This is a genomic window from Dactylosporangium sp. NPDC050688, from assembly GCF_040654515.1.
In the GTDB taxonomy this organism is placed as follows: Bacteria; Actinomycetota; Actinomycetes; order Mycobacteriales; family Micromonosporaceae; genus Dactylosporangium.
This window is the reverse complement of sequence record NZ_JBFAIC010000012.1, coordinates 165,505-178,108: the sequence shown is the minus strand read 5'-3', so window position 1 is coordinate 178,108 and position 12,604 is coordinate 165,505. Positions and strand designations below refer to the sequence as shown.

Genomic DNA, 12,604 nt, shown 5'->3' with positions numbered 1-12,604 from the left:
CGCGGTACCCGCAAGGTCAACCGGGGCCGCACCGTGCCCGATTTGCCGGTGAATAGGTTCTTTTATGGCGTGGAGAGTTGTGGACTGGCAGGCAGTACCACCATTTCTCACCGACCGTTTCGCGTCGCTTCATGGAATCTTCTGCGGTGGCGCCGGTGGATTGAGAAGTCCGCACCACGGCGCCGCACGAGTATCGAAAGATTGGCTTTGAGAGATGGGTATGGGCTCCCGCCCGGCGGGCACCGCGGCGCTCGCGCAGCGTGCCCGCCGAACCGTGCTCCGGCTGGCGGCACATCAACCGGTGCATCTCGGATCCTCGCTGTCGGTCATCGACATCCTGGCGGCGCTCGTCCGCGATATCGCGCTGAGCCCGGCGAACGTCGGCGACCCCGACCGTGACCGGCTGATCCTCAGCAAGGGCCATGCCGTGTGGGCGCTCTACGCCGTCCTCGGCGAGGTCGGTGTGCTCGACGTCGGCGACGGCGAGCGGCTTGCCGGGCACCCCTGCGAGGGCATGCCCGGCGTCGACGCCGCCACCGGCGCCCTCGGCCACGGCCTGTCGATCGGGGCGGGGTACGCCGCGGCGGCGCGGCTGCACGGCTCCCGCCGGCGCACCTTCGTGGTCCTCGGCGACGGCGAGCTCAACGAGGGATCGGTCTGGGAGGCGGCCATGTTCGCCGCGCACAGCCGGCTCAGCTCGCTGACCGCCGTCGTCGACGTCAACGGGCTGCAGCAGGAGGGCCGTACCGCGGAGGTGCTCGACCTCACGCCGCTGGACGAGAAGTGGCGGGCGTTCGGCTGGCGCGTGATGACCGTGGACGGGCACGACACGACCGCGCTGCACGCCCGGCTCGGCGCGGCGGCCGACGCGGCGGGCCGGCCGAGCGTGATCCTCGCCGCGACGGTCAAGGGCAAAGGAGTCCCGTTCATGGAGCACAGCCTCGACTGGCACGTGGGCAGTCTCAGCCCCGACCAGCTCAGCGCGGCGCTCGCCGCCGTCGACGGCGCGGTGCACCGGTGACCGGCACCATCGCGCAGGCCACGCGCAGCATGCGCCCGGTCGTGGCCGAGCTGCTCGCCGAGCTCGGCGAGCGGCACCCCGACCTCGTGGTGCTGGCCGCCGACGCCAGAGCGCTCACCATGCCGTTCCAGCGCCGGTACCCGCGCCGCTTCTTCGACGTCGGCATCGCCGAGGCGAACCTCGTGGGGGTCGCGTCGGGGCTCGCCCGTGCCGGCCACCGGGTCGTGGTCGCGGCGATGGCCCCGTTCCTGATCCGCCGCGCCGCGGAACAGCTGCGCATCGACGTCTGCGGCGCCGCACTCGACGTGACGCTGCTGGGCGTCGGCGGCGGGCTGAGCTACGGCACCCTCGGCGCGACCCATCACGCCGCCGAGGACCTCGGTGCCGCGGCGGCGATGCCCGGGATGCGGGTCTTCTGCCCGGCGGACGTGCACGACGCGGCGTGGGCCGTGGCCGAGTCCGTCGCCGGGTCCGGCCCGGCGTACGTGCGGCTGAGCGCCCGCGAGGAGCCGGTCGTGCACGACCCGGCGCAGCGGTTCCACATCGACGAGCCGGCGGTCCTCGGCGCCGGCCCGGGCGCCGTCGTCGTCGCCGCCGGCGCCACCGTCGCCGAGGCGCTGCGGGCCGTCGAGATCGCCGGTCCGCAGGGGGCGACGGCCCAGGTCCTCGCATTGACGGCGGTCGCACCGTTCCCGCAGGCCGCGGTGCGGCGGATCGCCGGCGGCGCCGGTGTGGTCATCACCGTGGAGGACCACTACGCGGCCGGCGGCCTGGCCGCGCACACCGCGCTGGCGCTCGCCGGTCGCTGGACCGGCCGGCTGGTCCCCCTCGCCGTGGACCACCGGCCCGCTCCCGTCGCCGACCGGGCCGGGCTGTTCCGCTTCTACGGCATCGACGCGCCGGCCGTCGCGCGGGCGCTCATCGAGTCAGATCCACTGCGCAGGGAGTGCTGACGTGCGTATCCTCCTCGGGGCCGCCAGCTCAGGCTTCGGCCCGGTCGCCAAACTGACCGCGGTGTCGCGGGCGCTCGCGCCGCACCACCGCACGTTCGCCGGCGCGACGGTCGCGGCGCAGTTCGCCACCCGCAACGCCGACGCCTTCGACGACATCATCGACACCGAGGCCGGTCCCGGCGTCCTCGACCGGGCCCTCGCCGGAAGCGACCACGTCGTCGCGGTGATGGACGCCGACCTGGTGTTCCGGGCCTTCGCCGCCGGCCGCCCGGTCATGTTCGTCGACAGCCTCTTCGCGTTCTGGCGGCTGCCCTCCGGAGCCGCGCACATCGTCGAGGCGTGCCGGCAGGTCCGCCGCGACGGTCCCGGCAGCCTGGAGCGGCACCTCGGCGGGCTGTCGCCGCACGAGCGGAAGTACGCCGGCCACGTCCTGGCCGACGTCTCGGCGGTGCAGAACTTCCCCGGCGTGCGGGAGCGGGTCGAGGAGGCCCGCCGGCTCGGGGTCGAGCGGATGCACATCACCGGGTCGATCGTGGACGAGCCCGCCATCGCCGAGGGCGCCGCAACCCCGCACGAACCCGTCGACCTGCTGCTCGGACTCGGCGGCTTCAAGAACTTCCTGCTGGACTACGAACACCACAACGAGTACCTGCACCTGTTCGCGCGCTGGGTGCCCGACCTGCTCGCCGACTGGCCGCGGTTCGAGCGGGTGCTCGTCGCCGGCGGCGGCTACGCCGACAACCGCCAGCGCACCGTCACCGCCGGCGCCCGGAGTGCGCAGCTGCGGTGCCTGCCGCACCGGGCCTTCGTCCGGGCGCTCGCGTCCGCCCGGCACTGCCTGCTCACCCCGGGCCTCACCGCGATCCACGAGGCGACGCTGCTGCAGCGGCTGCCGATGGCGCTGCCCGAGCAGCACTACGGGCACATCGTCAACCTGCGGAGCCTGCACGGCACGGTGTTCGAGCAGACCGCGGCCCGCTTCGCCGACCTGATCGACGGCTACCACGTTCCCGATCACGACTACAAGGGGACCACGGCGATCATCGCCCAGGTCGGCCGGCTGCTGGAGGACGCCGCCGCGTACCGGCGGTTCCGCCGGGGCATGAACGAGCGGATCGAGGCGTTCCTGGCCCTCGGTCCCAGGCACGTCTCGTCGGGTGTCGGGCAGCTGCGCGCGCTCTTCGACGGACCGGCCTTCACCGAGCTGCTCGCGCAGGTGTTCCGGGCGCCGGCCGGCACGGAGCTGGCGCGATGACGGCCGTGGAGCAGCACCCGGCCGCGGCGCGCGGCGCGGCGTCGCTGGTGGCCCTGCACCGGCGGCTGCACGGCGTCGGGCCCGAGGCGGTCACGATGCGGACCTGGACCCCGCACAGCGAACGCAAACAGCGACAGCGGTTGTTCGTCGAGTCCACTGTGGACGGCCGGGCGCGGTTCGTCGCCAAGATCCCGCTCGACCCGGCCGACACCATGGTCGACCGGGAGTGCTCGATCTTGTCGAGGCTGCCCGCGGTGGTGGCGGCCCGGCCCCGGCCGGTCCACCGGCTCGACCGCGGCTTCGTCATGACGTTCGTGCCGGCGCGCGACTTCCCGGACGTCATGCGCGACACCCCGGCGCCGGGCTGGCCGGCGCTGCTCGGTGACGCGCTCGCCCTGGCGGCCGACCTGCACCGCGCCGGCCCGCCGGCCACCGGCCGCACCGCCGCCGACGTCGCCCGGACCTACCTGCCCGACCTCGACACGCTGCCGCCGGCGGCCCTGTCCGGTCTCGAGGAGGCGGCGATCGGCCCCACCCACGGCGACCTCGGCCCGTGGAACCTGCGGGTGGCCGCGGACGGCCGCATCGGCCTCATCGACTGGGAGGACTACCAGCCGGTCGGGCTGCCGGCCCTGGACGTGCTCAACGTCGTGCTGACCGCCGCGCTCGTGGCGTTCCCGGACTACCGCGAGCAGGGCTTCGACCGGCTCTACGACCGGGTCTTCCACGAGCGCAACCCGTTTCGCAGCGCCGCCGATCTGGCGCTGCGCCGCTACGCCGGGCTGACCGGCACCAGCGTGGCGGCGCTCGTCCGGCTCACCCCGCTGTTCTGCCGCTGGATGATCCGGCGGATCGAGCAGCAGGGCCGGCCGACCGCGCACCTGTACTACGGGCCGTTCGCCGAGCGGTTCGAGGCCGAGGCACCGACCTGGGACGGAGACGGTCATGACGGAAGCTGACGCCGGGGTTCAGGACGCGATCGTGATCGGCGGCGGCCCGGCGGGCCTGTTCGCCGCCTGGCGCCTGGCCGTCGGCGGGGCGGGCGTCACGCTGCTCGAAACGGGCGGCGACATGCGGGCCAGCCTCTGCGGCAAGGTCACCGCCCGCATGCAGGGCCGCAACGTGCGCCCCGCGGAGAAGTTCCGCCTGCAGTGCCAGCGCTGCGACTGCCTGACCGGGCTGGGCGGGGCGGCGTTCCACTTCGACACGAACCTCGGCTACGTGCAGGGGCTGTCCCGCACCAAGGTCGAGCACGACGGCAAGGGCGGCTTCCGCACGTACAGCGGGCTCGAACGGGCCCTCGGCGACTTCGACCGCGCGGCGCGGGCCGTCGCCGACGCGTACGAGGTCATGTACCGGTTCGGGCTGCCGCCCGCGCGGGCGGAAGGGCACGACCCGAAGGAGCCGGGCGGGCGCCCGGGCCGCGCCGGCTTCGTCCTGGCCGACGAGGCGTTCTCGCAGGCGATCACCGTCGATGACGCGCTCACCGTCGTGGACAACCTGCTCGCCGACGCGCTCGCCCACGGCCTGCGCCTGCGGCTGGGCGCCCGCGCCGAGCGGGTGCGCCGCCGGGCCGACGGCACCTGGCAGGTGTCGGCCGGCGGAGCCGACCTGCTCGCCCGCAACGTCGTCGTCGCCGTGGGCAAGCTGGGGCTGCGGTTCGTGCGCTCGGTGCTCGACGACAACGCCGTGGCGTACCGGCCCAGCAGCCGCGTGGACCTCGGGGTGCGCCTGGAGGCACCGCGGGAGATCGTCGCGCCGCTCACCGCCTCGTGCCACAACCCGAAGCTCACCTACCTCAACGAGCAAGGCGAGCCGGTGCGCACGTTCTGCGTCTGCGAGGGCGGCCGGATGATGCAGTACGCCTTCCTCGACACCGTCGTGCTGGACGGCCAGCACTGCCTGACCACGCCGACGCAACGGACGAACTTCGGCATCGTCACCACGATCGACGTGCCGGCCGGCGGCGACGGCTCCGAGTACGCGCTGGACTTCGCCCGCAGGGTCAACGCGGCCGGTGCCGGCGGGCCGGTCGTGCAGCCGCTGCTGGAGCTGCTCGGCCGGGGCCGGGTGCCCCAGCCGCCCGGGTCCAGTCTGGTCCAGGCCATCCAGGGTGACCTCGCGGCCTCGCTGGGCCCGCAACGGGTGGCGGACATCGCCGGCATGGTCGACCGGATGGAGGACCTCACCCCCGGCCTGGTCGGCCCGGCCACCGTCGTGGCCGCCCCGGTCGTCGAGCGGCTGTTCCCGGCCGTCGAGCTCTCCGACGACCTGCAGAGCAGCGCGGCCGGTCTGTACTTCGCCGGCGACTGCTCCTCGAAGATCATCGGCGTGACCTACGGCGCGGCGACCGGCGTCGTCACGGCCGAGTCGATCCTGCGCTGACCCGGCACAGCACGCCCGGACCACCCTTGCAACGAAAGGACGCCATGCTCCGCCTGCCCTCGCACCTGTCCGGCCGCGGTGGCGGCACCGCCCGCCAGCGCACGTGGGACGCCCCGGGCTGGTCGCGCCTCTGCCGTGCGGCGCCCGACCCGGCCGGCGGTCCGGCCGGCAGCCCGGCCAGTGGTGCACCGGCTGCCAGGCTGCTGGCGGGGCTGCTGGCCGTGCTGGTCCACCGGTACGGCGCGCCCTGCCGGCTCTCCGCGGATCCGGGCTGCGGGTCGCCCGGCGCCGCCCGCGTCCTGCTCGACGCCGACCCGCTCACCGTCACCTGGGCGGACGTCCTCGCCGAGGTCACCACCGGCAGCCCCGATCCCGCGGCAGCGCACCTGCCCGCGATGCACGTCACCACCGGCCCGGACGCCGCGCCGTCGGCGGACCTGCTGTGGAGCGCCGGACCCGACGGCATCACCGCCAGGTGGGATCCCGGTGTCTACCCGGACACCACGGTGGCGACCATCGCCGGTCACCTCGGCCGGCTGGCCGAGCAGCTCAGCGCACCGGACGCGGCGCCGCTCGCCGGGCTCGACATCCTGACCGCCGCGGAGCGCGTGATCAACGGCGGGACCCCGGCCGCGCTGCCGGCCTATCCGCCGATCACCCTGCATCAGCTGTTCATGCTGCAGGCGTGGCGGACGCCGGACGCCGATGCGCTCGTCATGGACGAGGACCGGTTGACCTACCGCGAGCTGGATCAGGCCTCGAACCGGCTGGCCCACCGGCTGGTCGAGGCCGGCGTCCGGCCCGGCGACGCGGTCGGTGTCGGCGGCGAGCGGTGCCTCGGGCTGTTCGTCGCCCTGATCGCGGTCCTCAAGGCCGGCGGCGTCTTCGTCTACCTCGACCCGGTCTTCCCCGCCGGCCGGCAGCGGCAGTTCCTCGACGTCAGCGGCGTGCGGCTGCTGCTGTCCGGTCCCGGGGCGGTGCCGCTGGAGACCGGGCTGCCGCAGCTGGCGTTCCCGGCGGTGCCGCAGCCGGACGAGCCCGGCGCCCGCGGCGCGCCGGACGTGCTCGTCGGCGCGGAGAGCCCGGCCTACATCCTGTTCACGTCCGGCTCGACCGGCACCCCCAAGGGCGTGCTGCGCCCGCACCGGCTGCACACCTCCCGCATCTTCCTCGAACAGGGCATGTACCGGCTCGGCGCGTCGGACCGGCACCTGCTGAAGATGACCATCAGCGCACGCGAGGTCTTCTGGCCGCTGTGCACCGGTGGCACCGCGGTGGTGGCCCGTCCCGGCGGCGAACGCGACGACCGGTACCTCGCGGAGCTCATCGACCGCGAAGGGATCACGGTGATGAGCGCCGTGCCGTCGATGCTGCAGGCGCTCGCCGCCAACCCCACCTTCGCCCGCTGCCGCACGCTGCGGCACCTGTTCGTCGGCGGCGAGGCGCTGCACCGCGGCCTGGAGGAGCGGGTCCGCTCGTTCGGTGTCGAGCTGCACAACACCTACACGCTGACCGAGGCCGACTACGTCACCCACCGTCAGGGCGCCCCGGTCGGCGTGCCCGACGACGTGTCCGTGATCGGCACCCCGCTGGACATGCGGGTGTACCTCTGCGACGAGCACGGGCGGCTGGTCCCGCCCGGGCTGCCCGGGGAGATCTGGACCGGCGGCCCCGGGCTCGCCGACGGTTACCACGGCGACCCGGAGCGGACCGCGCAACGGTTCGTGCCCAACCCGTTCGGCGACCCGATGGCACCGGTGCTGTTCCGCACCGGCGACCTGGCGCGCCACCTCCCCGACGGCAGCCTCGAGTACCGCGGGCGCGCCGACCTGCAGGTGAAGGTGCGCGGTCAGCGGGTCGAGCCCACCGAGGTCGAGTCGTGGATCGTGGAGCACCCACAGGTGCACCAGGCCGCGGTGGTCGGCTACCCCGATCCCGAGCAGGGCGCCGTCCTCGTGGCGTTCGTGGTGTCCGCCGACCCGTCGCTCGACGAGCGCGGGCTGCGGGCCTTCCTGGCCGAGCGGATCCCGGCCTTCATGGTGCCGCGGCACTTCGCCCGGGTGGTGAAACTGCCCCAGCTGTCCAGCGGAAAGATCGACCGCGCGTCGCTGCGCCTGCCGCAGCGCGCCCGCCCCGAAGGGCTGCCGGCCGCCGCCCCGGCCCGCACCGCGACCCAGCACGGCCTCGTACGGGTGTGGCGGCGCATCCTGCAGCTGCCCGACATCGGCGTCGACGACGACTACACCGCACTGGGCGGCGACTCGCTGCGCGTCCTGCTGCTGCGCGCGGCGATCGAGGACGAGTTCGGCGTCGCGGTCGACCTGGCCGCGCTGCTGGCCGCGCCCACGATCCGCGCCCAGGAACGGCTCGTCGACGGCGGCCCGGAGGGGGCGGGCGACAGCGGCCAGCCACCGGCGGACCACGGCGCCGCCGCGGCGTCGGCGGTCGCGCGGCGGGCGGACCACCTCGCCGCGCGGGCTGCCGCCGCCGGTGCCCGCGACCGGCAGCCGCCACGATGACCGGCATCGCCGTCATCGGCATGGCGGGGCGCGTGCCGGGCGCCGACCGCCTGCCGGTCTACTGGGACAACCTGCTCCGCGGCCGGGACGGGATCACCCGCATGCCCCCCGGGCAGCTGCGCGGCATCGTCGCGGACGCGCTGCTCGACGACCCGCGCTGGGTCGGCGCCTCCGGCCGCATCGACGGGGTCTACGACTTCGACCCGGCGCTGTTCGGCATGTCACCCAAGGAGGCGCTGACCACCGACCCCCAGCACCGGCTGCTGCTGAGCACCGTGCACCAGGCGTTGGAGGACGCCTGTGTCGTGCCCGGCGCCGACGCCGGCCGGGTCGGCGTCTTCGCCGGCATCGGCCGCAACCGCCACGAGGAACTGGTGCGCGCGGTCCTGGCCGCCCGCGGCGAACCGGCCGACGAGATGGCCCTCGAGATCGGCCACGGCAACGGCCACGGCGGGACGAAGGTGGCCTACCGTCTCGGCCTGCGCGGCCCTGCCCTGGCCGTGCAGTCGGCGTGCTCGACCGGCCTGCTCGCGCTGCATCAGGCCGTCCAGGCGCTGGCCGCCTACGACTGCGACATCGCCGTCGCCGGCGTGAGCACCGTCCGCGTGCCTGACGAGTACGGCTACCTGCACTACGACGGTGGCATCGGCTCACACGACGGCTACTGCCGCGCCTTCTCGGCCCGGGCCGGCGGCGGCGTCGCCGGCGACGGCGTGATCGCTGTCGTGCTCAAACGGCTCGACGACGCGACGGCCGACGGTGACCGGGTGGACGCCGTCGTGCGTGGCTCGGCGGTGAACAACGACGGCGCCAAGAGCGGCTACGCCATGGTGAACGCGGCATCCCAGGAGCGGGTCATCCGCGATGCGCTGCTGTTCGCCCAGGTTGACCCCGACGAGGTCGGCGCGGTCGAGGCGCACGGCTCCGGCACACCGCTGGGCGACGCCGTCGAATGGGCCGCGCTCAGCGCCGTCTACGGCCGGCGGGACCGGGTGCTGGTCGGCTCGGTGAAGTCCGCCGTCGGCCATCTCCGGGAAGCGGCGGGCCTGGCCGGCTTCGTCCGCGCGGTGTACAGCGTGCGGACCGGGCGGATCCCGCCGACGCTGCATGTCGGGCTGCCCGCGCAGTACGTCGGCCGGAGCGAGACCGGCCTGTCGCTGGCACGTCTCGCGCAGCCCTGGCCCACCGCCGGCCCCCGGCTGGCCGGCGTCAGCGCGTTCGGGCTGGGTGGCACGAACGTCCACGTGATCGTCGAGGAGCCACCGGCGCCGCCGGTGCGCCCGGAACCGCAACCGGAGCGGCCCGCGCTGGTGCTGCTGTCCGCCCATTCCGCCGGCGCGGTCGAGCGCACCGCCTCGGCATGGCGCACGGCGATCGAGGCCGGGGAGGTGACCCCGGCGGAGGCCGCCGACGTGTCGCAGACCGGCCGCCGGCACCGCCGGTACCGCCGGATCGCGGTCGGCCATGACCGCGCCGGCCTCGTCGCCGACCTCGCCGACGCCAGGACCCCGGTCGAGCCGACCGGCGGCGACGTGTGCTTCGTGTTCCCCGGCGTCGGCGACCACTACCAGGGCATGGGTGCGGGGCTCGCGGAGCTGCTCCCCGACTTCGGCCGGCGGCTCGAACAGTACCTCGGCACCTGCGGCGACCTCCTCGGCCGCGACCTGCGCGGCGCGCTGCGGCCCGTCAGCAGGCCGGCCGGCGGTGCGGCGCTCGACCTGCGCCGGCTGGTCGACGGCAGCCGCGCACAGGACAGCCTGTTGTCCGACCCGCTGGTGGCGCACGCGGTGCTGTTCTCGGTGCAGCTGACGCTCGCCCGGTCTCTGCAGGGCCTCGGCATCCACCCGGCCGCCGTCACCGGGCACAGTCTCGGCGAGCTGGTCGCCGCCACCGTGGCGGGCGTGTTCACCGAGCAGGACGCCCTGCGGATCGTCGTGCGGCGGGCCGCGCTGGTCGCCGAGCAACCGGAGGGCGCCATGCTCGCCGTCGGTCTCGGCCGCGAGCAGGCCGACGAGTTCACCGGCGACGAGGTGTGGCTGGCGGCGGTGAACTCGCCGCGCAGCTGCGTGCTCGCCGGCGCCAGGGCGGCCGTCCTCGACGTGGCCGACCGGCTCGAGCGGCGCGGCCTGCACGGCCGGCTGCTGCCCAGCCGGCACGCCTTCCACACTCCGTTGCTGCGCGACGCCGGCGCCCGGCTGGCGCAGCTGGTCGCCGAGATCGGGCCCGCCCGGCCCGGCCTGCCGGTCATCGCCAACCTGACCGGGAACTGGGCCGTGGACGAGCTGAGCGATCCCGGCTACTGGCAGCGGCAGCTGACCTCACCGGTGCTGTTCAGCGACGCGCTGCGCACGGCCGCCGAGCGGTGCGGCGTGCTGGTGGAGATCGGCCCCGGCCAGCTGCGCACGCTCGCCACGCAGGCGCGGGCCGCGCTGGGCCGGTGCACGGTGGTGGCGAGCATGCGCCGGGAGTACCAGAACGAGCACGACGACGTGGTGCTCCTGCGCTGCCTGGGCCAGCTCTGGCAGGCCGGCGCCGAACCGGACCTGCGGCCGTTGCGCCGTTCGCCGGCACCCCGCCGCGCCTCGCTGCCGGCAACGGCGGCGGACGAGCGCCGGTTCGCCGTCACCGACGGCATCGGCGGCATCGGCGGCATCGGCGTGGCCGCGGTGCCGGTGACGCTGGTCGCCGGGGCCGGCGCCGGCCCGGTGACACCGGCCGGGGCCACCGGCGCCGCCACGACGTCCGGTGCGGCCGGTGTCACCGCCGGCGACGGCCTGGAAGCCGTGCTGGCGCAGCTGTGGGAGGCGATCCTCGGCGCCACCGGCATCCGCCCGGCCGACGACTTCTTCGAGCTCGGCGGTGACTCGATGATGAGCGTCCAGCTCATCGCCGGCATCGAGCAGCGCCTTGGGATCGACGTGCCCGCCATCACGGTGTTCGAGGAGTCGACGCTCAGCGGCATGGCGCGGCAGATCACGGCATGGCAGCACCGGAGCGGGGAGCCCTCACGATGAACACCACCACCACCACCACTGTCGGCGTCGTCGGCGCCGGCGTCATGGGCGCCAGTCTCGCCCATGCTCTGACCGCGCGTGGCATCGACACGGTCCTGCAGGACACCGATCCCGCGGCGCTGGACGAGGCGATGCACCGCATCGCGGCGGCGGGACGGCTGGCCCGGCTGACCGGGGCCGCCGGCCCGGGCCGGCCCGGGCCGGCCCGCCAGGCCCGGCTCACCGGCGAGCTCACCGAACTCGCCGGCTGCGACCTCGTGATCGAGAACGTCACCGAGGACCCGGCGGTGAAGCGGTCGGTCCACCAGCGGCTCGACGCGGTCCTGCCGGCGACGGCCGTCGTCGCCGTCAACACCTCCGCGGTGCCGATCTCCGACCTGGCACTGGCGACCGGGCACCCCGAACGGGTCATCGGGGCGCACTTCATGAACCCGGTCGCCACGTCGACGATGGTCGAGGTGGTCCGCACCCCGTACGTCGCCCAATGGGCGCTGGACCGGCTGCTGGAGATCCTCGGCCAGTTCGGCAAGGAGTCTGTCGTGGTCGCCGACGCGGCAGGCTTCGTCATCAACCGCTGCCTGATGATCTTCATCAACGAGGCCGCCGCGTTGCTCGACGACGGGGTCGCCACGCCCCAGCAGGTCGACCGGCTGTTCCGCGGCTGCCTCGGCCATCGCACCGGCCCGCTGCGGACCGCCGACATCATCGGCCTGGACACGGTCGTACGGACCCTCGACGTGCTGCGCGACCAGTACGGCCCCGAACGGTTCACCCCGTCCGACCGGCTGCTGCGGATGGTCGCCGCCGGTCAGCACGGACGCAAGACCGGCCAGGGCTTCTACTCATACACCACGGACGGAGCAGCCGCGTGAGCAGCAACCAGACCGCCGCCGGCACGACGCAGGCCGCGACCGTCCGGGCCGCGGTGACCCGGTTCCTCGCCCGCTACGTCGACGACACCACCCTGCTGCAGCAGCACGGCCTGCTCACCGGGGGTGTGCTGGACTCACTGGCCGCGGTGGAGCTGCTCGCGCACCTCGAACGGCAGTTCGGGATCACCGTCGACAACGAGGACCTCGAGATCGACAACTTCGACAGTGTGGACGCGATCGTGGCGTTCGTCGCGCGCAAGGCCGCCGCATGAGTAGGCCCGCAGCGCAGCGGAGGGCTGCGAATCAGCAGCTCAGGGTGGGGCTCAGGCCGGCGCCGGAGCGCAGCGGAGGTGACGGCATGAGCGGTCCGGAGCGCAGCGGAGGGCTGCGAATCATGGGCTCAGGGTGGAGCTCAGGCCGGCGCCGGAGCGCAGCGGAGGTGACGGCATGAGCGGTCCGGAGCGCAGCGGAGGGCTGCGAATCATGGGCACAGGGTGGAGCTCAGGCCGGCGCCGGAGCGCAGCGGAGGTGACGGCATGAGCGGTCCGGAGCGCAGCGGAGGGCTGCGAATCATGGGCACAGGGT

At 74.6% G+C, this 12,604-nt stretch carries 9 protein-coding genes; all 9 read left to right on the top strand.

What is annotated here, in order from left to right; all coding sequences use genetic code 11:
• Nucleotides 1-214: 214 nt before the first annotated feature.
• Genes AB0H83_RS14875 through AB0H83_RS14835 form a run of 9 tightly spaced genes read left to right on the top strand, consistent with a single transcriptional unit; the run spans nucleotide 215 to nucleotide 12,291 of the window.
• The gene (locus AB0H83_RS14875) at nucleotides 215-1,021 is read left to right on the top strand and encodes a transketolase (RefSeq protein WP_360092688.1); all 807 of its coding nucleotides are present in this window, start codon (nucleotides 215-217) and stop codon (nucleotides 1,019-1,021) included.
• A complete protein-coding gene (locus AB0H83_RS14870) occupies nucleotides 1,018-1,974 on the top strand; it encodes a transketolase C-terminal domain-containing protein (RefSeq protein ID WP_360092686.1) in 957 nt (318 codons plus the stop codon). The genes AB0H83_RS14875 and AB0H83_RS14870 overlap by 4 nt, the downstream gene beginning before the upstream one ends.
• Before the next feature lies 1 nt (nucleotide 1,975).
• The gene (locus AB0H83_RS14865) at nucleotides 1,976-3,229 is read left to right on the top strand and encodes a hypothetical protein (protein WP_360092683.1); all 1,254 of its coding nucleotides are present in this window, start codon (nucleotides 1,976-1,978) and stop codon (nucleotides 3,227-3,229) included.
• Nucleotides 3,226-4,188: a phosphotransferase gene (locus AB0H83_RS14860; protein ID WP_360092680.1), complete on the top strand. Its 963-nt coding sequence runs from the start codon at nucleotides 3,226-3,228 to the stop codon at nucleotides 4,186-4,188. Before AB0H83_RS14865 ends, AB0H83_RS14860 begins: the two co-directional genes overlap by 4 nt.
• On the top strand, nucleotides 4,175-5,614 hold the full coding sequence (locus tag AB0H83_RS14855; protein ID WP_360092677.1) for an FAD-dependent oxidoreductase: 1,440 nt from the start codon (nucleotides 4,175-4,177) through the stop codon (nucleotides 5,612-5,614). Before AB0H83_RS14860 ends, AB0H83_RS14855 begins: the two co-directional genes overlap by 14 nt.
• A gap of 44 nt (nucleotides 5,615-5,658) precedes the next feature.
• Nucleotides 5,659-8,133, top strand: coding sequence for a non-ribosomal peptide synthetase (locus AB0H83_RS14850; protein WP_360092674.1), 2,475 nt, complete (start codon nucleotides 5,659-5,661; stop codon nucleotides 8,131-8,133).
• Nucleotides 8,130-11,147 carry a type I polyketide synthase gene (locus tag AB0H83_RS14845; protein WP_360092671.1) on the top strand — a complete coding sequence of 1,006 codons (3,018 nt, stop codon included), beginning with the start codon at nucleotides 8,130-8,132 and terminating at the stop codon, nucleotides 11,145-11,147. The genes AB0H83_RS14850 and AB0H83_RS14845 overlap by 4 nt, the downstream gene beginning before the upstream one ends.
• A complete protein-coding gene (locus tag AB0H83_RS14840; RefSeq protein ID WP_360092668.1) occupies nucleotides 11,144-12,019 on the top strand; it encodes a 3-hydroxyacyl-CoA dehydrogenase family protein in 876 nt (291 codons plus the stop codon). Before AB0H83_RS14845 ends, AB0H83_RS14840 begins: the two co-directional genes overlap by 4 nt.
• Nucleotides 12,016-12,291 (top strand): acyl carrier protein, encoded by a 276-nt coding sequence (locus tag AB0H83_RS14835; protein WP_360092665.1) that lies wholly within the window; start codon nucleotides 12,016-12,018, stop codon nucleotides 12,289-12,291. Before AB0H83_RS14840 ends, AB0H83_RS14835 begins: the two co-directional genes overlap by 4 nt.
• Nucleotides 12,292-12,604: the final 313 nt, after the last annotated feature.

Excerpts from the sequence above, each read along its gene's own strand:
- AB0H83_RS14875 (WP_360092688.1), top strand. The coding sequence starts at position 215 with ATGGGTATGGGCTCCCGCCCGGCGGGCACCGCGGCGCTCGCGCAGCGT.
- AB0H83_RS14860 (WP_360092680.1), top strand. The coding sequence starts at position 3,226 with ATGACGGCCGTGGAGCAGCACCCGGCCGCGGCGCGCGGCGCGGCGTCG.
- AB0H83_RS14855 (WP_360092677.1), top strand. The coding sequence starts at position 4,175 with ATGACGGAAGCTGACGCCGGGGTTCAGGACGCGATCGTGATCGGCGGC.
- AB0H83_RS14850 (WP_360092674.1), top strand. The coding sequence starts at position 5,659 with ATGCTCCGCCTGCCCTCGCACCTGTCCGGCCGCGGTGGCGGCACCGCC.
- AB0H83_RS14845 (WP_360092671.1), top strand. The coding sequence starts at position 8,130 with ATGACCGGCATCGCCGTCATCGGCATGGCGGGGCGCGTGCCGGGCGCC.
- AB0H83_RS14840 (WP_360092668.1), top strand. The coding sequence starts at position 11,144 with ATGAACACCACCACCACCACCACTGTCGGCGTCGTCGGCGCCGGCGTC.